Consider the following 22607-nt stretch of genomic DNA (forward strand, 5'->3'; position numbering starts at 1 on the left):
CGCCCTATCTCCGCAGGCCGTTGGCGATGCCCATCAGCTGATCCGCCGCCTGAATGACCTGCGCATTGGCGCTATAGGCGCGCTGGACCAGCATCATCTGGACCATTTCGGTCGTCATCTCGACATTCGAACGCTCAATGCCACCTTGCACGAGCATGCCGATGCCGTCTTCACCCGGTTGCGCATCGGTCAGCTTCGCCGTGTCGCGGGCCCGGTACAATCCTCCGTCGAGACGCTCCAGCGCGGAGGTATCATCGACCCTGACAAGGGCGATCTGGCCGATTTCGACCGGCGCCGTGTCCGTGCCGGTCCGGGCGCGAACCACCCCGTCGCGCCCGATGATCACGGCGGTCGCGTCGGCAGGCACGGTGATCGCCGCCTTCAACGCCATACCATTCGCAGCGCCGAGCAGGCCCTCCTCGCCGATGCGCAGCGGTCCGCCGCGCCACAACATGGTCTGTCCGCCCGGGCCCATCAATTCGATAAAGCCCCGCCCCTCGATCGCGAGGTCCATCTGCTGGCCGGTCGACTGAATGGTGCCCCCTTCGTCGATCATCACCGCGCTGTCGAGGCGCACACCCGAGCTGATCGGCGCGTCGACCAGGTCGGCCCGCGGCACATCGGGATCGTTGCGGACCGCCAGCACCTCGGAAAAGCGCACCTCCGAGCGCTTGAACGATGGCGTGTTGACGTTGGCGATGTTGCTGGCGATCACGTCGAGCGCGCGCTGCTGCGACCCCAGGCCGATCGCACTGATGTAAAAGGCGCCGTTCATTACCCGTTCTGCCCGAATGCGGTGATCGCGCGACCCAGCAGATCGTCATAGGTCTGCACCAGCCGGGCGCCGCTTTCGGCCTGGCGAAGCGCGGTCATCATCGTGACCATCTCGTCGCCCATCGAGACGTTCGACGCTTCGATCATGCCCTGGCGCAATTGCGGCTCGGCCACTTCCTCGACATCGCCGGTCAAACGAAAAGTCGATCCGTCTAATCCCTCGATCGCGTTGCGATTGCTCGGCATGAACACGCCGATGCGCGCGATCGGGCGATCGCCGTCGAGCACCGTGCCGTTCGTCAATATCTCGACGCCCGCCCGATCCAGGATGAGATCGCCGCCGCCGGCCTGTTGCAGCGCGAAGCCCTGCGCGGTCACGACCCGACCGTCTTCGGCCAGGCGGAACTGGCCGCTGCGCGAATAGAAAAGCTCGGTACCGCTGCGCACCTGGAAAAACCCGTCGCCACCGATCGCGAGATCCAGCGGATTGCTGGTGTCGGACAATTTTCCCTGCGAAAGGTCTGGACGGACCTTCATCCTGAGGTTCCCGATCGCGTCAGTACGGCTGGAGGAAATCAGATCGGCAAAGCTGATCTGGCGTTTGTAGCCGGCGGTTGAAACATTTGATACATTTGACGAAACGGCTTCCAGACGCCGTTCGGACGCGCTCAAAATGGCCGACGCGGCCTCGATCAGTCCTGGCATTATATCCCCCGCGCCCCCTGTCCCAGTATGAGACACATGGCGTCATTCGGGTCAAGGCGGCAGCGGTCACGGCTCGTCGCAAATTGATAAATATTCCATGAAAATCAGGGATGCGACCCGACGCAAAAATATTTCCGGTCGGCGCATGACGGGCCAGAATTCGCTCCCTTGAGCTCGAGTGAATCGTGCCGCCATCGAAACGATTCGGCTTCTCACGCTTTGCGAATGTGTGCACCCGAGTGTGCCAGTTGTTTGAATTGCGGTCGGCTCCCGATCCCGGCGGAGCGGCAAACATGTTCTGCGGCCATCGCCCCATTTCATGACCCGGCAAGGCGGTGGCGCGAGAAATGTACGGCCCCTCCCCGTTCGAAAGGGAGACGCGCATCGCTTTCCGCCGCCCGGGGCACAGGCCGTTACGGTATTCGATATGTCAAAGAGCGGGCGGACAGTTGGTGGCTGCCCGTCCAGCGCGACACTGTCAGGGACAAGGTGACCTGCTCCCCAGAAATCATGCCATTGGTAAGTTAGCTCGTCAGATGGAGACGAGTGATGCGGCGAAGCCGATTTACCGAAGACCAGATCATTGGCGTGCTGCGCGAGCATGAGGCTGGCGTGAAGACCGCCGACCTGTGCCGCAAGCACGGGATCAGCGATGCGACGTTCTACAACTGGAAGTCGAAGTACGGCGGCTTGACGGTGTCCGACGCGGCACGGCTGCGGGCACTGGAGGACGAGAATCGGCGGCTGAAGAAGCTGCTGGCGGAATCGATGCTGGACGTGTCGGCGTTGAAGGATCTGCTGGGAAAAAACTGACCCGGTCTGCGGAGCGCTACACTGCGGTGGAGAAGTTGATGGCCGATCACGGCTTCTCCGAGCGTCGCGCCTGCAGGCTGATCGGGGTCAATCGGTCGGCATGGCAATATGAGCGCGATGATGCCGTGCGCGTGCGGATGCGCGAGATCGCCAACGAGCGACGCCGGTTCGGCTATCGACGGCTGGCGATCCTGCTCAAGCGCGAGGGCAAAGGCATGAACTTGAAGAAGGTGTATCGGCTGTATCGCGAGGAGCGGCTGACGGTACGCAAGCGTGGCGGCCGGAAGCGTGTACTGGGCACGCGGGCACCGATGGCGATCCCGCAGGAACCCAACCAGCGCTGGTCGCTCGACTTCGTGTCGGACTCGTTGGCCTGCGGCCGGCGGTTCCGCATGCTCAACGTTATCGACGACTACAGCCGGGAATGCCTGGCGTGCATCGTGGACACCTCGCTGTCAGGCCGTCGGGTCATCCGCGAACTGACCGCCATCGCCGAACGGCGCGGGCTGCCGTGCATGGTCGTCAGCGACAACGGGACCGAACTGACCAGCCACGCCGTTCTCGCCTGGTGCCAGGACACTGGGGTCGAGTGGCATTACATCGCGCCGGGCAAACCGCAGCAAAATGGCTTTGTCGAAAGCTTTAATGGTCGCTTGCGCGACGAGTGCCTGAATGAACACCTGTTCCCGTCGCTGGCGGCGGCGAGACGGATCATCGAGACATGGCGGACGGACGTAAGCGTGGTCTGAAGACCGCGGAACGTTGGTAACTGGTAGAATGCCGACATCAGCGGAAGCTGGTCAGGTATCCTTAAACCAGCGAGTGACCGCCTCGATCACACTCTCTGAATGACATATCCTCTTGCCGACGGTGTCTTGAGGGCCTTCAACATGTGAATATTCGGGATCAGTCAAATCAAGATCGAACGTGTATGTTTTTCCGTCCCTAGTAATAAGATGGCCGGTCACTGTGTCGTCGCCATCCGGGGTTACCCCCAAAATCATCACGTCGGACCGCGCCAGTCCGAACCGCTCAAGGTTGCGATATAGGTCCTCTGACGCGTTCTTCCCCTCGAAGTTATCGAAGAAAATGGTGCCAGCACGTATCCGCTTGTTCAGAGCGATCAGATCGGATGCGTAATCCTTCATACCACCAAACCTACCGCACATCGGAACGTCCGCAAGGGGCGAAGTGCGACACTGCCTATGCGGCTTCGGCGATCGTCTGGGAATCTGGGCGCCAGTTCCACGGCATGAGCTCGTCCCAGCGCGCGGCGGGCCAGTCGGCGGCGACCTTGGCGATGACGTCAGCGATGTAAGCCTGCGGCTCGACACCGTTGAGCTTGCAAGTCTCGATGACGGTGTAGATCGCGGCAGCGCGTTCTCCACCGGCCTTCGATCCGGCGAACAGCCAGTTCTTGCGGCCGATCGCGATGCTGCGGATCGCGCGTTCGGCGATGTTATTGTCGATCTCCAGGCGCCCGTCGTCGATGAACCGCGTGAGCGCAGTCCAGCGCTTGAGGCCATAGGTGATCGCCTTGGCCATCTCGGACTTTGGCGAGAGGCGTCGCAGGGCGTCGTCCAGCGCGGTGCGCAACGCCTCGACCAAGGGTGCGGTTCGTTCCAGCCGGCCTCGTCGTCGGACGTCTGGTGGTGCCCCTCGGATCTCGTCTTCGATCCGGTAGAGGTTCCCGATACGTGTCAGCAGGTCGGTGGTAAGTGACGTCGGCTTGGTCGCGTGGATATCGAAGATCTTGCGCCGGAAATGCGCCCAGCAGGCGACCTCGGTGACGCGGTTGGTGCTGTAGAGCTTGTCATAGCCGGCATAGCCGTCCGCCTGCAGGAATCCGGTGAAGCTGGCGAGCTGCTGTTGGGGATGACTGCCGGTGCGATCCTGGGTGAACTGGTACCAGGCCAGCGGCGGCGTGGTGGCGCCGGCGCCGCGATCATCGACGACATAGGCCCAGATCCTGCCGGTTGCGGTCTTGCCGCGCCCCGGATCGAGCATCGGCATGGGCGTGTCGTCGGTATGGATCTTGGTGGCGGTGAGCCCGGCCTCGCGGATGCGGCTGACGATCGGATCGAGCAGCGCTGACGCTTGACCGGCCCATCCGGCGAGCGCCGAGCGATCGATATCGATACCCTGCGCGGCCATCATCTCCGCCTGACGGTAGAGCGGCAGGTGATGGTCGAACTTGGCGACTACGACATGGGCGAGCGTTCCGAACGTCGCCTTGCCGCGCGCGATCGCCTTTACGGGTGCGGCTGCCTGCACGACCTTCTCGCAGGCGCGGCAGCTATACTTGGGGCGGATGGTGCGGACGACCCGCCAGTGGACCGGCACGGCGTCGAGCATCTCGTCGCTATCCTGACCCAAAGGGCGCAGGGCGCCGCCGCAATCAGGACAGGAGCAGTTGCCATGTTCGGGCTCGATCCGCTCTTCTTCACGCGGCAGATGGTCCGGGAGCGCGCGAACGGGTGACGGCCGGTCGAGCCTGGCGGGATCGACGCGCCGCGCGCTCACCGTGGCGGCCTCGGCCTCGAGCTCTTCGAGTGCCAGCTCGAGCTGGGCGATCTCGTGGCTGAGCTTCTCGGACGCTTTGCCGAACTGCATGCGCTTGAGGCGGGTAAGCTGCACGCGCAGCGTATCGATCAGGATATCGCGAGCGGTAATATCCGCGCGGGCGGTCGCCAATGCGGCTTCCAGCTCGGCGATCCGGGCGTCCTTATCAGGGGCGGAAAGGCCTGCGTCCGACACCGCGGATATATAGCAGATCGTGGGTCCCAGAGCCAGAAAAAGCGCCGGAATCCGGGCATTTTTAGCCTGCCAGCGACGGTGTAAATGTACGCTCCGGCCGCCGCCAGTCGATGCCTTCCAGCAGCATCGAAAGCTGTGCCGCGGTCATCGCGACCGAGCCGGTTGGGGTCGATGGCCAGATGAACCGGCCCCGGTCCATGCGCTTGGAGAACAGGCACAAACCCTGACCATCATACCAGAGCAGCTTGACCAGATCACCGCGCTTGCCGCGGAACGCGAACAGCGCGCCGGAATGCGGACTCTGCTTCAGCACCTGTTGAACCAGCACCGCTAGGCCGTCGAACCCCTTGCGCATATCGGTCGCGCCGCACGCCAGAAATATCCGCGTCAGCGGGGGAAGCGGGATCATCGTGCCAGGACACCGATCACCCGCGATAGTGAACCGCGCCGGGTCTGCCGGAGGCCGTTGGTTGTGAGTCACGCTGCCATATCGATGTTGTCCGCGGCAGCATAATATTGATCTTCGGCTTCGGCAGGCGGGATGTTGCCGATGGGCTCCAACAGCCGGCGATTGTTGAACCAGTCGACCCACTCCAGCGTGGCATATTCGACCGCCTCGAAGCAGCGCCACGGCCCACGCCTGTGGATCATCTCGGCTTTGTAGAGGCCATTGATCGTCTCGGCCAAAGCGTTGTCATAGCTGTCGCCGACGCTGCCAACCGAGGGCTCGATCCCGGCTTCGGCGAGGCGTTCGCTGTACTTGATAGACACGTATTGGGCGCCGCGGTCGCTGTGGTGAACCAGACCGCCGCGATGAGCTGGCCGGCGATCGTGCAGCGCTTGCTCCAGTGCATCCAGCACGAAGCTGGCATGTGCCGTCCGGCTGACGCGCCAGCCCACGATATAGCGGGCGTAAACGTCGATCACGAAGGCGACGTATACGAACCCCGCCCAGGTCGCGACAATAGGTGAAGTCCGACACCCACAGCATGTTCGGCGCCAGCGCATGGAACTGCCGGTTGACGTGATCGAGCGGGCATGGCGCAGCCTTGTTGCTGATCGTGGTGCGCACGTGCTTGCCACGGATCACGCCCTGCAAGCCCAGTTCCCGCATCAGCCGTTCGACGGTGCATCGGGCGACCGCAAAGCCCTCGCGGTTCATCTGCCGCCAGACCTTGCGTACCCCATAGACGCCGAAGTTCTCGGCAAAGACGCGCACCACCTCAGGCTTCAGATCCTGATCGCGCCGGGCACGAACCGAGAGCCGCGCTGGATCGCGCCGCTGTGCGACACGCTCACGGTAGCTGGATGGGGCAATCGGCAGAACCCTGCAGATCGGCTCGACCCCATAAACATCCCGATGTTCGTCAATGAAGGCGGTCATCGCTTGAACGGGCGGTCGAGCTCCGCCTGGGCAAAATATGCAGATGCTTTACGTAGTATCTCGTTGGCCTGGCGCAGCTCGCGGTTCGTAAGGGTGGTCTGAAGACCGCGGAACGGTGACAATTGGTCGAAAGCGGTCGTAGCTAGGTCTCAATCGTGCGGCGCGCCTTGCGGATCCGGGATGAGCCCAGAGGCGGTTCGAATGAAGGCGGACCCTGCAGGGGCATCGAGAAGAGGAATGATCTCGGGGTCATAGTTGGCAATCGTGTTCACGTCGTAGATCGCGTGATTGCTAGAATTGTTCATGTAAGCGTCGGACTCGTCGCCAGCAAGGAAAGCCCAACCGCTGTCCAACTTGTTGTGGGCCTTCGTGCGATACATGTACCCCACGCGATGCCCATCGACCGTTATTCGATCGCTAGCGATCGCGCCGCCCCGGCCCAGAGCTAGTGGCTTAATCTGCTCGGCTGAGAGCTTGAAGTGCTTGCTCATGGGCGTCTGCTTGTTTTCCGATTGAGCGGGGGAGCACGCCGCCAGAGTCGCTGCGATGCCGCCTATGCTCAACAGAGAGCGACAATACGAAATGGCAATATGCATCCGCGGATCATTTCACACGAGCGGTATGACCGCAACTGGGCGAATTGCGACCTCCCTATGCGGCTTCGGCGATCGTCTGGAAGTCTGGGCGCCAGTTCCACGGCATGAGCTCGTCCCAGCGCGCGGCAGGCCAGTTGCCAGCGATTTTGGCGATGACGTCAGCGATATAGGCCTGCGGCTCGACACCGTTGAGCTTGCAGGTCTCGATTACGGTGTAGATGGCAGCGGCGCGTTCGCCGCCGGCCTTTGATCCGGCAAACAGCCAGTTCTTGCGGCCGATCGCGATGCTGCGGATCGCGCGTTCGGCGATGTTGTTGTCGATCTCCAACCGGCCGTCGTCGAGGAACCGCGTGAGCGCAGTCCAGCGCTTGCGGCCATAGGCGATGGCCTTGGCCATCTCGGACTTTGGCGAGAGGCGTCGCAAGGCGTCGTCGAGGGCGGTGTGCAATGCCTCGATCAAAGGCGCTGTTCGTTCCAGCCGGCCGCGTCGCCGGACGTCTGGTGGTGCCCCTCGGATCTCGTCTTCGATCCGATAGAGGCTGGCGATGCGCGCCAGCAGATCGGTGGTCAGCGACGTCGGCTTGGTCGCGTGGATATCGAATATCTTGCGCCGGAAATGCGCCCAGCAGGCGACCTCGGTGACGCGGTTGGTGCTGTAGAGCTTGTCGTAACCGGCATAGCCGTCCGCCTGCAGGAACCCAGTGAAGCTGGCGAGCTGCTGTTGGGGATGACTGCCGGTGCGATCCTGGGTGAACTGATACCAGACCAGCGGCGGCGTGGTGGCGCCGACGCCGCGATCGTCGACGACATAGGCCCAGATCCTGCCGGTTGCGGTCTTGCCGCGTCCCGGATCGAGCATTGGCACGGGCGTGTCGTCGGTATGGATCTTGGTGGCGGTGAGTCCGGTCTCGCGGATGCGGCTGACGATCGGATCGAGTAGCGCTGATGCCTGACCGGCCCATCCCGCAAGGGTCGAGCGATCGATATCGATGCCCTGCGCAGCCATCATCTCCGCCTGGCGGTAGAGCGGCAGGTGATGGTCGAACTTGGCTACCACGACATGGGCAAGCGTTCCGAACGTCGCCTTGCCGCGCGCGATCGCTTTTACAGGTGCTGCTGCCTGCACGACCTTCTCGCAGGCGCGACAGCTATACTTGGGCCGGATGGTGCGGACGACCCGCCACTGGACCGGTACGGCGTCGAGCATCTCGTCGCTATCCTGACCCAGCGGGCGCAGGGCACCGCCGCAATCGGGGCAGGTGCAGTTGCCATACTCAGGCTCGATCCGCCGTTCTTCACGCGGCAGATGGTCCGGGAGCGCTCGAACCGGTGCGGGACGATCGAGGGTGGCAGGATCGACGCGCTGCGCACGCACCGTAGCGGCTTCAGCCTCGAGCTCTTCGAGTGCCAGCTCAAGCTGGGCGATCTCGAGGGTAAGCTTCTCGGACGCCTTGCCGAACTGCATGCGCTTGAGGCGGGCGAGCTGCACGCGCAGCGTATCGATCAGGATATCGCGGGCGGTGATATCCGCGTGCGCGGTCGCCAACGCGGCTTCCAGCTCGGCGATCCGAGCATCTTTATCAGGGGCGGAAAGGCCTGCGTCCGACACCGCGAATATATAGCAGATCGCAGTCCGCCGAGCCAGAAAAAGCGCCGGAATCCGGGCGTTTTTAGCCTGCCAGCGACGGTGTAAATGTGCGTTCCGGCCGCCGCCAGTCGATGCCTTCCAGCAGCATCGATAGCTGTGCCGCGGTCATCGCGACCGAGCCGGTTGCGGTGGATGGCCAGATGAACCGGCCTCGATCCATGCGCTTGGAGAACAGGCACAATCCCTGCCCATCATACCAGAGCAGCTTCACCAGATCGCCGCGCTTGCCGCGGAACGCGAACAGCGCGCCGGAATGCGGGCTCTCCCCCAGCACCTGCTGAACCAGCACCGCCAGGCCGTCGAACCCCTTGCGCATATCGGTCGCGCCGCATGCGAGGAATATCCGCGTCAGCGGGGGAAGCGGGATCATCTTGCCAGGACACCGATCACCCGCGACAGCGCCTCGGCATCGACTGATGCGTCGACGGTCAGCCGTACGCCCGACGGGAGCTCAATCCCGATCTGCCCGCTGCCTGGCGCGGCCGGCGACGGCGCCGGCAACATCGCTGTGGGCTCGCTGATCTGGACCTCAGCAAAGCTCGGCACCGCAGGCTTGGTGATCCCCGTCAGGGCACCCGACATCGCCTGGCGGCGCCAGGTGTAGATCGCGCCACTACCGACCTCATGGCGCTCGATGGCCGCGCGGACTGAGCCCTCCGGCCCAAAGGCATCGCGCAGGATCGCCAGCTTCTGCTCGACGGTCCAGTGCCGACGGCCTGACACCCTGCCGACAATCTCCATCCGAGTAGTCATACGAGCCCTCGTATGACTACTCGCTCCTTCGTCCGCTGACCCGATCTCGTCCGACATCACCGCCCCGCTCAAAGAGCGGCTATCAGCCCGTCGATGGCCCAGCCCGCAAGGCGGCCTTCAGACCTCGCTTACCGCGGTTCTCGCGTTCCAGTGCCTTCAGGCGATCAGCCATCTCGGTGGGAACACCGGCACGCTTGCCGCTGTCCACCTCGGCCTTCTTCACCCACTCAAATAACGTCTGCGGAACGCAGCCGATCTTCTCTGAGATCGACACAATGGCCGCCCACCGAGAGGGATGATCGGCTTCGTGATCCAGCACCATCCGCACCGCTCGGGCGCGTACCTCGGGCGCAAACTTGTTCGTCGTCTTGCTCATACAGGCTCCACCTTCTCAGGAGTTGGAGCCTCCGACAAACCCGGCGCGGTTCAGTTCTCTGACCTAACGTAACCCCTTGGCGGCCAGGGATCAAACCTCGCTCTAGCAACTCCGATGTAGTGCTGATGCTCCCCAGTTCAGGGCTTCTGGAAAGCGGGATAGTGTCGAGACCACGTCCTGAAGCGGAGAAACCCCTCTCTGCGGCAACAGAGCTCCGTCAGTTGAGCGAGTGAACGACGGTGCCCGGAGGAATTTCGCCCGCAATCGACAATGGCGAAATCCCGATCATCACTTGCATTTGGCCGCCAAACGCCTCGTGAACATCAACCTTTAGAAGCTCAGCGCGGAATTCCTGCCCCTCCGGTGTTCTAAGGAGGACTATCGCCCCCAGCTGCTCACGCACCAGGGAGCGTGATGGTGACCCTTCCATAACGACAATACCGTTCAACACGATTTGGCCGTTGAGAGGAAAGCTGTCTTCGACCCGGGCGATCTGCATTTCATAGCCCTCCTAGCGCTGGTTGATATAAAGCGAATCGCGCACATCGCGAACTCTAATTGGTCCGCCCGGAGCCGTTTGCAGGCGGCTGACCCCATCGCGAAGAAGCGTGACTCGCTCAGTGGAAGATAGGCCCGGCGCGAACCGGGCTGCGCGTATGCTAGCTTGGGCCTCTTCAAGTGCGTCGATCATCTGCGTTCTTCCCGCCAATGCGGCCTCACGATGGCCGACGATTTCATGCCCCAGGGCACCTCGAATGCTTACGCGAGAATTCGCAGTGAGAGTTCCTAGACCAACGTTTCCTGGCACTAGGTCTGATCCAATTTGTAGAACCTCGAAGCTATGTCCGTAAGCGGTGTTGAGATTCAAATGATCGACATTGCGAACGGTGACACCTCTCAAATCGAAGTTGGATAGATAACCGTCAACTTCTGCCCGTTGCGCGAGGTTGAGTGCGCTCTCGCCGCGCACGCCACCAGATCCCACTTTGTATAGCGTTCCCTCTGCGGCTTCCAATAATTTTGTAGCCTTAGAGCTAATTCGGAGGGCAGCACCAGCTTCACCGGCAAGGCCTAACGCGGAAAGCCCCATGTCGACAAAATCTCCGCGGTCAACAGGCCGCATGCCCCGTGATTCCGGCACGTTGGCAAGGAGCGTGGCTATTTGGACGGGATCCTCGGGTGCATAATCGTATACGCGCGACACTTCCCCGCCCATGGGTACCTCTGCCCATTTAGAATACCGAACAAGCTGGCGGCCGCTCGCCGCTCCCACGTTGCGAATAATACGCGGGACTGCATCTGCAGTAGCTCTCTCCACCTGCACGCGGGCCGTGTAAGCAGCGATAGGGCGACCGCCGGAATCTAAGTTATTGAAGATATTGTAAATGACTCCGCCTTTGTGCATCCCCAGTGCTTCGAAGAACTTCCAGCCGAAACCATGCTTCTCCTCAGCGGCTTGAAGCCTTGTGGTCGTAACCACGATATCGTCGAAAACAAATCCATCCTTGAGAGGACCGGACGGAGCGCTCAACCACTTGTCGTAGGGGCCAGTAGAAGAAAGCGTGCCGACATCATCTGGTGCCTGCTCTGTTTGACCAGCGGCGGCGTTCTTCGACCAGATCATATCTCCAGCATTCCCAGAGAGGTTGCGATCACCACCGCCACCGCCGAAGAATCCGCCAGCGAAGTAGCCGCCGCCTGTGTCACCACTGCCTGCGTAACCGCTATCCGGGACCGGATCCCAGAAATTGTCAGGGATGAGATTGATTGGCTTGTCAATTGAGACAAGCTTGTCGCTGATGATCCCACCGATAGTACTGCCGATCACGTCCGGCAATGCGGCCAGGACGTTGTCGCCGAAGTTGGTTCCGTCGATCAGGCTGCGAACCGCTCCGCCGACGATTGCACCCGCCGTGCCTGAGAGCAGTCGGCCTGCAGGATCCGGAAGATTCATACCACCGACCACGCCACCAACGGCCCCGCCAACCGCAACGCCGGACCAGCTGAACTGGTGCTGCAGGCCAGTTGCAACCGCAATGCCCTGAGTGAAAGCGTTACCCGCCGCGCCCCGACCAATATCCTGGAGCGTGCCCAATATTCCCTTGGCATTGTTCAGGAAACCGACCTCGCCAAGGCCTTGTGCAACGCCGGCCGAAATGCCGGCCAGCGCCACGCTCTTCCAGCTGAACCCTCCTTGCTGGATACCGGTCGCAAGTCCGACACCCTGACTGACCGCACTGGCAATCACCCCAGTTATCGCCGCCCCAGCGATCGAGCCGGCCACGGCAGCCACGCTGCCCGCTGTGGCAACCGCTCCGGGGCCTGCCAAAAGTCCCGTCAGGAAGTGTGAAATCGGGGCCCTGATGATCAAGGTGACCGCGACAGCCACCGCGACCAGCAAGATCTGCCCAACGACGCCGCAGCTGTTGTTCCCGTTCGGCTTGGGTGCTGTAGGTGAGAGGTCGCCCTGTGCCTCGCTCGGATTGTAGGGACGGAAGGTCGATGCCGAGTTAGAGTTGGAATAAACTCCGGCCGGCACGATCAGGCTCTGGCCCGCGACCAGCACCGCGTCCGGATCGCTCAGCCCATTGGCCGAGGCGAGCATATACCACAGGCTGGCGTCACCCCAGAGCTGGGTCGCGACCGATTTCAATGTGTCGCCCGAGGTGGCGGTATAGCGGCTCGGCGCGGCGGAATAATTCAAGCCGTTGATCGGATCATAGCTCTGGTCGAAATCGCCATAGGGTGTGCCGTTGGTGGCGCCGCCGGCGAACGGGCCGGTGCCTGATGTTGCCGTGCGCTGTGCAATCGACTGGACATAGTCGATGTTTGAAGTGCCGTTGTTGGATGTGTCGCCGAGACGCACGCCATTGAAGTAGTAATGGATCTCCTCCGGATCGCCCGTGCTGTTTCCATCCTCTTCGTTGCGTTCGACGATCAGGCCTTCGGCATTGTTGAAAAAGGTAACCGTGCGGTCACGGTCATCATCGATCTTGACCGAAGCCAGATGACCCATGTCGTCAAAATAATAGGTCGAATCGTTGGTCGCCCCGTTGGTCGTATCGGGCTGGTACGCGGTCGACGATACTTTTGCCGTGTCCCACCATGTGAAGCCGGTCCAGCTCTGATTGTCGGCCAGATCGGGATTCCCGTTCTTGTAATTATACGAGATCGAATGCGTTGCAGCGCCGTCCATATAGGCACCGGTGAAGCTCGATGGACCGTTCTGCGCGCGATAGTCGTAATACGTGTTCGAACGATAACTGTCCCCAGCGCGCACAACCGTCGTATCCTGATGAACCAGTTCGTTGCGGTAGTTATAATCTGACGCCGCCCGATATACCTCATCCGTACCATTGGCGGCGTATTCGATATGACTCGTCGATCTCCCCAGCGCATCGCGCACATCCATGCTGCGGAGTGCTGCGATCGCCGGTGCCGCAGTGATCGCAGGCGGAGTGTAGGGGTAATCATCCTCTATCAGGCCGTCCGCGGCTTTGACCTGGATCAACTGGCCGTCATCGCGATAGATGAAGTCTTCGCGATGTTCCGACAAATAAGGAACCCGGGACCATTTGACGTCATTGAAATGGTATTTGAACGATCGCTCCACCGTACGGCTAACGCTCTGGCGCAGTCCGCTCTTGCCATAGACGATATCGCTGCCGGTGAGGCCGCGCACGATCACGCCGGCACCGCGCGCTCCCTGCAGCGTGCCCATGGTGGTTACGAAGCGATTCATACCGTCGTAGCGGTACCAATAGTCCTGCGTCGTCGGGGTCGATGCGGCTGCACCCTGATCGTCCAGCGTGCGGTAATTGGCGACCATGTGTCGGACATTGCCGACCGCATCATATTCATAGTTGATCGAGACCGGCGCGGAACCGCTCGCACCGCTGTCGGTGAAACTCACCATGCGATTCATCGCGTCCCAAGTGACGTTGGCGTCCTGGTATGAGGTGGCGAAGGGAACCGGCGTGTTGAAGAACCAGCGATAGGTATGGCCGACAACCGCATGGCTCTCGCCTACCCGATTGCCGGCAATGTCATATTTGTATTTCGAGGTTGCGGTGCTGGCTGCTTTGTCATTTTCGGAGTTCGAGACGATCATCGCGATCTTGCCGCTGTTGTACCAGCTATAAGCCACGGTGCCGCCGTCGCTATTGGTCAGTGACCTGATCCGCCCGGCATTGTCATAGCTGTAGACGCTGCGGTGCTGACCAAAATCAGTGCGCTCAAGGACGCGGCCAAAATAATCGTCATACTCGGTCGCGGTCAGCCCGGCGCTGTTGGTCTCGGTCTTGACCCAATAGCCATGGGCGTTGTCCCAGACGAAAGCTGTGCTGGACGTGACGGCGTCATTCGATCCCGCAGCGATCGTCTGGCTGACGATGCGCCCCTGCGCGTCATATTTGGTGATGTCTTGGATCGTGGGAGCCAGCGGGTTGGTGTTGAACTGATCGTTCCAGCTGAAGATCCGCCGTCCGGTTTCGTCATAACGATAATAGTCGCTGAGCAGGCCTCCGCGATGCGTTACTTTGGTGACATTGCCCAATGCGTCGTAGCTGCGCACCTCGTCGCTGCCAGTCGCGTTGTTGAGGCTGCTGCTGTAGAGTTCGTTGCGCAGGATGCGGGCATTGTCGAACACGTCGTATTTTGTTTCGAATATGCCGCCGTCGCCGTGGAATTCCTTCAAGACCAGCACCGCATCATCGCCATGGCCTGATCCGGCGAGCAGTTGTTGCGTCAGGGTGTGCAGGTTCGCATCGGTCTTTGCGACGAGCCGACCCGACAAGTCATAGGCATAGCTTTCGGTCACATGGACCTTCTCGCTGACCTGGCCATTTTCTGCGGTTACGTTGATCGCCGGGCCCTGTTTGGCGACCAGCCGGCCCATCGTGTTATAGCTATAGGTCGTGGTGAAATCGGCGATGATCGCGGGCATGGCGTTGCTGACAAGCCCACGCGCATCGATCTCGGTCGCGACTTCGCCAAACGCATTATAGCTAACCTGGCGGCGGATCAGCGCGCTTTCGGTGGGATTGAGCTCGCGGAACGGCGCGCGCGTTTCGACCTGCTGGTTGCGCTTGTCGAACACGCCGATGGTCACGACCGCGCCGGCCACAGCGCTGTTGCCGATCCCGGATGAGCCCGTCACCAGGGCCAGGGCATTGTCGAGCGTATAGCCGGCCAGATTGACGCCGCTTGTGCCGCCCGAGGTTTCGATGGTCAGCGAGGCATTGCCGTTCTTGTCGTAAAGATAGACCCGGGTGCTGCCATCGCCCGCATTTGAGCGCCAGACATGCCCGGTGGCATCATAATCATAGCTCTCCTGCCACTGCCCATTCATCCCGCGGCCGGTGATCTCGCCATAGGCATTGTAGCGTATCTGGGTGGAATCGAGGTCGAAGGTCCATGATGAGGCGGCGGGTGCCTTGCGCGCAATGCTCTGGTAGATGAGGCGTCCGAGAATGTCGTAGCGATAGGTGACGGCATCATTCTCAATCGTTGTAATCGTGCCATCGGTTGTCGTGCGGTTGTAGAGCTCTGCGATAACCCGGCCGCCAGCATCGTAACGATAGCTACGGACATTGTTGTTCGCATCGGTGCTCGAGAGCAGTCGCCCGCCAGCGCCATAGCTGGAAGTGGCGATATGCTCTTCGCCGCCCGAATTGCCATTGGCATCGAAGACGCGGATCCGCACGACGTCACTCAAGCCGTTATAGCTATACTCTGTCCGCTGCTGAACGGTCGCCCCATTCTGATTGACATGTGCCGTTCCGAGTTCGGCGATTTGACGGCCCATGCCGTCATAGTTCCATGTCGTGACGTCGCCATTGGCTTCCTTCTTCGAGAGAGCTTCGCCAAGTGCGTTGTAGCTATATTCGATCCGGGCGTTGGCGGTGCCTGTGGTCAGCCCGCCGGCCGCATCGACAGTGCCGGCGGCGACGCCGAGGCGTGTCTCGCTGGTACGCCGTCCCATCAGATCATATTCGAATGTGGTGGTACGATCGTCCGTGCTGGTGCCGGCCAGGCCAGCCAGCGTGCCTACCGCCGTATCGGTGGTGACCGTGGCGGTTATCTTGGTCGCGAAACGCTTCTCGGTCGTGACATTGCCGTCGGCGTCGCGCGCGAACGTCGTGAGATATCCTTCTTGGTCGACCTGTGCGATTTGTCGACCATTGGCGTCATACCAGGACAATGCCGCATTCTGACGTCCGCCGGTCAGTGATGTAACATTGCCGGCGGCGTCATATGTTCTGGTCGTAATGATCGCGTCCGCCACGACGACATAGGCGGAGCCATTCCAGAACCCGGTCTTGCCGCCCGACACAACGCTTGTCGTGATGCGGTTGTTCCGGTCGTACTGAAAGGTCGTGGTACGGACATCGGTCGGGTTGACCGGAACCGGCGCCGCACCGCCAAGGCCCGGCGGCATGGTGATTTCGGTGCCATAGGCCTTAACCGATTCAATCGTGCCACTGGCATTGTAGGTCCATACCGTCAGCGCACCGCGCGCATCGACCTGCGCAATCCGGCGATCGAGCTTGTCATAGTAGGACCAGGTGACGGCACCCGCAGCATCGAGGCTCTTGATGACATTGCCGCGTCCATCATAGGTCAGCTCTTCAAAAGGCGTGACGTTGGTCACCGTGGTCAAGTCGTTCGCGGTGACATCGACGGCGTCGTGAGTCGTCCTGACAAGCCGGTCGAGCTTATCATAAGTGTAGCTGGTGGTTCGCTTGTAGGAGAGATTATCCGCCTCGACCATCTTGGTGCGATTGCCGCGCGCGTCATATTCATAGCGATTGACGACAGTCGAACTGGTCAGGTTGCCGGCGTTGTCATAGGCGGTCGTCGGCAGCGTTGTGGTCAGCAACAGACCGCGTTTGTCATAGACGTTTGTTATGACCGCGCCGAGCTTGTTCCTGACCTGGGTGCGGTCGCCAAAAGCGTTGAGCGTATAGACTTCGCTATTATTCTCGGCGTCGGTCGTGCGGACCAGCCGCCCGAGCTTGTCGTAGTTGAACCAGGTCGTCGCGTTGTGGCCGGTGGGCGCATAGGCCGGGACCAATGTCTGAGTTGACGTCGCAGGGCTGACCATCGGTTCGATGAGAGTGAAGGAGCCAGTGCCGGCTCCGGAGGAATACATATAGAGTTCGAACCGTGCATCAACGACTCCGGCTGGGGCAGTGACAAAGCCGGATATGTTGGTGTTGAACGACTGAGGGCCGCTCAGCGTGCCGACAACACTGCCACCGATAAAGGTACCATCGGCGGTGCGCCAATTTACGACAAGATAGAGCGTGCCGATCGCACCCAGGCCTTCGACCCCGGCCCGAACCGACAGTCGTGCGCCTTCGGTAACGGCGAACCAATTCTTGCCATCCGTCGCGATCGACGCGACCTGGCCCGCCGTGGTCGCCGTGAAATCGCTTCTGATGTAACTACGGCCAGACCCGACATCGGTGAAGGGTGATCCATTGTTGACGATGTTTGCGGGATTATAGCCGATCATCCAGCCATTCAGACCCGCGAACTCACTGTTATCGAGGCGGTTCAGGATGGTCAGAGAAGGCGGCGTGCCGGCAATTGGCGTGCCGACGACCCGATTTTCATAGCGGGTGACCGACTCGATTTCGCCGAACCGGGTATAGGTGGTGCCGGTGGCATAGCCCTCGGCATCGACCTTGAGGGTCAGGCGCCCTTTCTTGTCATAATAGCTGTAGCTTGCATTGCCGCGTGGGTCGGTGACCCGCCAGACATTGCCAAAATTGTCGTAGGTATAGGCAGTGACGATGTCGTCCGCTGCCCCTGTTTCCATCTCCTGTTTGATGGATGAGAGCTGGCCGAGCGCATCATAGGCGCGGGTGGTGACGGATCCGCGCGCGTCGGTTTGCGTGACGAGCCGGTCGAGCGCGTCATAAGCGAACGATGTGTCGGCATGTTCGGTCATGCCGAATGCGCGGATCTCCTTGGTGACACGGCCAAGCGCGTCATAGTCCCAGTGAGTGGTGGCCGCATCGATAGTGTTGGCCGCGACGGTGCGGTCGGTCAGGCGACGCAGCTTGTCGTAGATAGAGGTGGTGACGACCACTTCGGCGGTGCCTGAACCGCGGGTTTCCTTGGTGACACTGCCGACCGCATCATATTCATAGGCGGTCGTGCTGACATCGCTGGTGCCGAACGCGTCGGTCGACGACAGGATCTGGCCCATCTGGTCGAGGGTCAATTTGGTGATGAAGCCAGCAGGATCGGTGGTCGTTTCGAGCCGGCCGGCGCTGTCATAGCTGAACTGGGTGACGCGCGCGGCCGCCGGAGAGGTGATGCTGATGGTGTCGACGGTGGTTCCATCGTTGACCGACTGGGCGCTCTCGTAGCGCGTCTGTTTCAGCAGCTTACCGAGCTTGTCATACTCGTAGCGCGTGACATAGCCGAGTGCATCGACGCCATAGGCGAGCTGACCCTTGCGGTCGTAGAGCGAACGGGTCGTGCGATCGTTGGTCGCATTGGCGTTCGATGTCGCCCATGTGTTCATCGCGCTGAGCAGCGGATCGCCCGCGGTGGTGTAGAGCGCTGCGACCTGGACCTGTTTGGTCAGCTGTCCCTTGGCATCATAGGTCGCGATCGTGACCTGACCCAGGGCATCGATGCTGTAGGTCAACCGGCCGACCGCATCATAAACGGCGCGTGAGATGCGCGTGCCGGGCGCGGTGGCGAGGCCTGCGACCTGGCTTGCGATCCACGCCGCGGAATAGAGGCCGGTACCATCGGCGCCGATGGCGCCGTCATAGGCGACCGTGCGGATGGCGTTGCCGCGTGCGTCATAGACATGTTCGACGACATGGCCGAGCCCGTCGATCTCGAAACGGAGCCGGCCATCCTTGTCATAGGCGTAGCGCGTCACGCGGTCGCCGGCATTGGTGTTGCCCAGCGCCGTGGTAAGTGCCGCATCGCCTTGGGTGACTTCGGTCGCGAGCCCGGAGAGGCTGATCGGATTCAGATAGTCGCGCGTGGCAACGACCCGGCCGTCGGCGTCATAGGTCGTGTTGGAAAGCCCGCCGAGCGCATCGATCGTGGCGATCTTGCGGCCTGCCTTGTCATAGACATAGCGTGTGATCTTGCCATCGGCATCGGTGACCGCGACCAGATTGTCACGCGCATCATAGGTATAGCTGGTGCTGTTGGTGAGCGCATCGGTGACTTTGACGAGCCGGCCGTCGCGATCATATTCCGAATTGGTGATCTTGTTGTTGGCGTTGGTCAGCTGGATCGCGCGTCCGAACGCGTCATAGCCATAGCTGGTGGTGATCGCCTTGCCGCCGGCGGCGGCATCGACAATCTCGGTCTTGAGCAGGCCACGGCGATCATAGCTGCGGGTCGCGGCGATGGTCGCGGCATCGCGCTGCACTATACTGCCGACCAGTTCGCCAAATGCGTTATAGGTGAAGGTCGAGATGCTGCCATTGGCGTCAGTCGACTGCTTGAGCGTCCCATCGATGTTGAAATCGAGATGGACCGCGGTATCGAGCGCGGCCGATGCCAGGCCGGTGACGGCGTTTCTGACCGCCGCCGTCATTTCTCCGCCGGTCCAACTGGCGATGGTCGCGGCTGCAAGCTTGCCGGCATAGACGATCGTATCGCTGCGCTGGCCAAAGCTGTTGTAGCGATATTCGGTCACATCGCCGAGCGCGTCGATCTGATAGGCGAGATCGCCGTCGGCGGTGTAGTAATAGAGCGTCCGGGCGCCCTCGGTCTCCGCGCCCTTTGGACCGCGCTTGGCGGTCAGCCGGTTGGCCGCGTCATAGCTATAGGTCGTGCCGTAATCGATATAGACCTGATCGATCTGCGCCTGGGTGGGGCTGGACAGCGCAGCGAGGACGGAACTGCCGATGCCTGAAAGCTCGCTGGTCAGGCGGCCAAGCCCGTCATAGCGCTGGTTATAGGTACGCGGATCGGTTCCACCCGCCTGGGTAACGGTCGAGATCAGCTGACGCATGACGTCATAGCCATAGGTCGTAGTCGTCGTGACGGTACCGGTCAGGCTGCGGGTCTCGGTCAATGCCTGGCCGAACGCGTTGCGAGTCCAGCCGATCGTCTCCAGGGTCGTACCGGCAGGCGCTGCCGGCAAGCCTGCGAGCGTTGGCGGCGTGTTGATCAGTGTCGCGGGATCGAGTTTCTGGCCCTTGGTCTGCAGATCGACATAACCGGCCGGGGTGTAGTGAAAACGCGTCAGGCCGCCTTCGCCATCGATGGTCGCGGCGAGAAAGCCGCGCGCGTCATACAGCCACCAATTGTGGATATCGATGGCATTGTCGGCGGCGGCATTATTGGTGGAGGCGCTGGCGAAGATCGTCGCAAAGTCACCCGTCGTGGTGCCCGCCCTGGTCTTGCGCGCAATCGTCTCGATCTTGCGTCCCGCCTTGTCGTAGACGATCTTCGAGACATACCCCTCGGCATCGAGTGTCCCGATCAGCTGGCCGTCGGCGCCGTAGAACATCCGCGAGACACGGTCGTTGGCGGGGTCGGCGGCCGGGAGTGGCGGCGGCGCGTTGACAGGCCGCGTGAGTATCGGGTTGGCGACTATGATCGAATCATTCGCCGTCGCTGCCCCGTTCGGGAACTGACCAACATACAGGACAGTGTAGAGATTCTCGGTCTGGCGCATCGTGCGCACCATCTTGACCTTGGTGGCAACTGTCGTGCTCAGCCCCGTGATAATCCACAGGCCGCCGCCTATCTGCGACAGAGTCCCCGGACCTTCGACGATCACGGCGGTCGTATCGCCATTGACGCCATAATCGCTCGCGCTGCCGCGTAGCGCGATGCTGGCCGTGTCACGGATTCCCGCTTTGAGTTGCAGCGTGAGCGACACTGCGTCGCCGGCCACGACCGAAGCCGCAGTCGTCGACCACATGCCGGCGAGTTGCCCAGCCGCCTGCACACCCATTCGATACGCGGTCACGCCATCGATCGTCCCATCGGCAACCAGGGTCGATCCCCACTGCGCCGCATTCCATTGCGACGGCGCGTTCGGGTTGGGGTAGATATTCGCCGGGGCAGCTTTCTTGGTCAGGACAGGATTGGCGAAGACGACCGAGTCGTTTGCGGCCTGGCCGGTGTAACTGGATCCGACATAGAGTCGCGTCGACACGCTTTCTGCCTGTTTGAAAGTTCGTGTCACCCTGACGGTGGTGATGGTGGACGAACTCAACCCCGAAACCGCGAAGTCGGAGCCCGCGGCGCGTGTCAGCGTGCCGGGGCCCGAGAGTATCTCTGCCGAAGAATCCGCTGGGTCACCAAGCGAACTCAGGGTTCCGAGGAAGCCGGCCATCGCGGCAGAGACCAAGCCAGACTTGAACTGAATCGTGAAACTGAGCGTATCGCCGGCCGCCACAGCGATCTGTTGACCATAGCTTGCCGCGATCGTTTGCTGTCCGCCGTTGATGGCCGATAGCGTGAAGGCGTTGACGCCGTCTATCGTCCCATTTGGCGTCAGCGTCGCATTGACCGTGTACCAGAAGGACGCGACATTCTGGTTCGTGTAGAGATTGGCCGGCACGGCTGCATTCTTGAGCGCGGCCAGGTCACTGGCCGTCATCCGTGTCGCCAACTCGGTGGTCGAGGTCAGCTGCGATGCGCCGTCATAGGCGAACATAGTGACCGCACCGGTGGCATCGATCGTGCGGATCAGGCGCTGGGACGCGTCGTAATAATTCCAGTTCCAGCGATCCGCCACAGGATCGGCGACAGGCCGGATCGCATCGAGCGTGAGCGAGGTCGGGTTGCCGTTCAGGTCAACCAGGGAAGTCGGGGGTGTTCCCGACGCGGGTGTCAACAGGGCCGCTTGCAAGCGCGTGTTGTATGTCGTCGTGCTGGTGACGCCGTTGTTGGCATTGTAGCGATATTCGGTAAGCGTGCCATCCGCATCGACTTCGGCGGCCCTGCGGCCGACATTATCGTAGAAGAAGAAGGTGCGATGGCCGACCGTGCCATTGACGGCGAGCGGATCGGCGGCGATGCGCAGGCGACCGAGCGCGTCATATTTATAGCTGGTCACCTGGGCAGAGACATCCGACGCCGAGCGGGTCGAAGTGATGAGCTGGCCGGCAAGGTTGTAGACCGACACTTCGGTTGAGCCGTTGGCGAAGGTGACGGTGGTCTTTTGCTGCGTGTCGCCAAAGGCGACGGTGGTGGTGCGGCCTTCGAGATCGGTGGTCGAGGTGACCCGGCCCAGCCCGTCATAGCTGAACGTCTCGGTCTTCTTGTCGCCGTTGGCGTTGATGACGACCTTGCGCTCCACAAGCTCGCCATGCGCATTATAGAGATAGTTCGTCTCGCTCTTCTCCGAACCCGAGTTTGCAGCCGTAATGAACGCACCGGTGGAATCGAGTTTGGACCAGCTGATCTCGCTGGTCAGTGTCCCACGCACATCATCATAAGTTCGATCAGTGCGCACCGCGGCGGAGCGATCGATCACCGCGCCGGTGCGCCAGTTGTTAAGAGCGGTGATCGCATCGGCGTCGGTTAGCGAAACCAAGGTCGCCGGATCGTATGAGGAAGCGGTATAGACGATCGACGTCTTCTGCTCGCCGGTCGCTTGATAATCGAACCAGCTGACCTTGCCTTCGGCACTGACCGAATAGATGACATGCCCCGCGGCGTTATAAAGATAGCGTGTGGTTTGCGGCGTGCCCGGGGTGCCGCTGCCGGCGCCATCGGGATCGGGCACGAGATAGCGGGTTTCGGTCTGAAGCTCGTTCTTGGCCGTGTAGGTGCGGGTGATCGTGTTGCCGAGCG

Annotated in this window: 11 protein-coding genes, 3 pseudogenes and 1 other annotated feature; of the genes and pseudogenes, 1 reads left to right on the forward strand and 13 read right to left on the reverse strand. The window is 61.4% G+C overall.

Features of this window, described 5'->3' with window-relative positions; translation table 11 throughout:
* Positions 1 to 4 precede the first annotated feature (4 nt).
* Together OO12_RS11725 and OO12_RS11730 are read right to left on the reverse strand one after the other, a co-directional pair.
* A complete protein-coding gene (locus OO12_RS11725; RefSeq protein ID WP_034158881.1) occupies positions 5 to 775 on the reverse strand; it encodes a flagellar hook-basal body protein in 771 nt (256 codons plus the stop codon).
* Entirely contained in the window at positions 775 to 1479 is a 705-nt protein-coding gene (locus OO12_RS11730; RefSeq protein ID WP_034158882.1) for a flagellar hook-basal body protein, read from the reverse strand. Before OO12_RS11730 ends, OO12_RS11725 begins: the two co-directional genes overlap by 1 nt.
* Before the next feature lie 549 nt (positions 1480 to 2028).
* Here OO12_RS11730 and OO12_RS11740 point away from each other — a divergent pair.
* Positions 2029 to 3026 (forward strand): annotated as a pseudogene (locus tag OO12_RS11740) (IS3 family transposase); the annotation flags it as partial.
* Between the two features lie 66 nt (positions 3027 to 3092).
* On the opposite strand, the gene OO12_RS11745 reads toward OO12_RS11740, so the two are convergent.
* The 11 genes and pseudogenes from OO12_RS11745 to OO12_RS11795 all read right to left on the reverse strand — a co-directional run bounded on the left by OO12_RS11745 (position 3093) and on the right by OO12_RS11795 (position 22539).
* On the reverse strand, positions 3093 to 3440 hold the full coding sequence (locus OO12_RS11745) for a hypothetical protein (protein ID WP_034158885.1): 348 nt from the start codon (positions 3438 to 3440) through the stop codon (positions 3093 to 3095).
* Positions 3441 to 3495: 55 nt separating this feature from the next.
* Entirely contained in the window at positions 3496 to 5100 is a 1605-nt protein-coding gene (gene tnpC / locus OO12_RS11750) for an IS66 family transposase (RefSeq protein WP_443024564.1), read from the reverse strand.
* A 10-nt stretch (positions 5101 to 5110) separates the two neighbouring features.
* Positions 5111 to 5458 (reverse strand): IS66 family insertion sequence element accessory protein TnpB, encoded by a 348-nt coding sequence (gene tnpB, locus OO12_RS11755; RefSeq protein ID WP_034158887.1) that lies wholly within the window; start codon positions 5456 to 5458, stop codon positions 5111 to 5113.
* A 68-nt stretch (positions 5459 to 5526) separates the two neighbouring features.
* Positions 5527 to 6519: pseudogene (locus OO12_RS11760) on the reverse strand (IS3 family transposase); the annotation flags it as partial.
* Positions 6359 to 6475: a sequence feature (AL1L pseudoknot), on the reverse strand. It overlaps the preceding pseudogene by 117 nt.
* Positions 6520 to 6582: 63 nt before the next feature.
* Positions 6583 to 6924, reverse strand: coding sequence for a DUF2185 domain-containing protein (locus tag OO12_RS11765; RefSeq protein WP_034158900.1), 342 nt, complete (start codon positions 6922 to 6924; stop codon positions 6583 to 6585).
* A 160-nt stretch (positions 6925 to 7084) separates the two neighbouring features.
* On the reverse strand, positions 7085 to 8689 hold the full coding sequence (gene tnpC, locus OO12_RS11770) for an IS66 family transposase (RefSeq protein WP_082006496.1): 1605 nt from the start codon (positions 8687 to 8689) through the stop codon (positions 7085 to 7087).
* 10 nt (positions 8690 to 8699) lie between these two features.
* Positions 8700 to 9047, reverse strand: coding sequence for an IS66 family insertion sequence element accessory protein TnpB (gene tnpB / locus OO12_RS11775; RefSeq protein ID WP_034158889.1), 348 nt, complete (start codon positions 9045 to 9047; stop codon positions 8700 to 8702).
* The gene (gene tnpA / locus OO12_RS11780) at positions 9044 to 9430 is read right to left on the reverse strand and encodes an IS66-like element accessory protein TnpA (protein ID WP_034158890.1); all 387 of its coding nucleotides are present in this window, start codon (positions 9428 to 9430) and stop codon (positions 9044 to 9046) included. Before tnpA ends, tnpB (OO12_RS11775) begins: the two co-directional genes overlap by 4 nt.
* A gap of 103 nt (positions 9431 to 9533) precedes the next feature.
* Positions 9534 to 9806: pseudogene (locus OO12_RS11785) on the reverse strand (transposase); the annotation flags it as partial.
* Between the two features lie 217 nt (positions 9807 to 10023).
* Positions 10024 to 10305 carry a hypothetical protein gene (locus OO12_RS11790; RefSeq protein ID WP_034158891.1) on the reverse strand — a complete coding sequence of 94 codons (282 nt, stop codon included), beginning with the start codon at positions 10303 to 10305 and terminating at the stop codon, positions 10024 to 10026.
* Positions 10306 to 10317: 12 nt separating this feature from the next.
* Entirely contained in the window at positions 10318 to 22539 is a 12222-nt protein-coding gene (locus OO12_RS11795) for a LysM peptidoglycan-binding domain-containing protein (RefSeq protein ID WP_235364764.1), read from the reverse strand.
* Positions 22540 to 22607: the final 68 nt, after the last annotated feature.

Source organism: Sphingomonas sp. ERG5, assembly GCF_000803065.1.
Taxonomy (GTDB): Bacteria; Pseudomonadota; Alphaproteobacteria; order Sphingomonadales; family Sphingomonadaceae; genus Sphingomonas.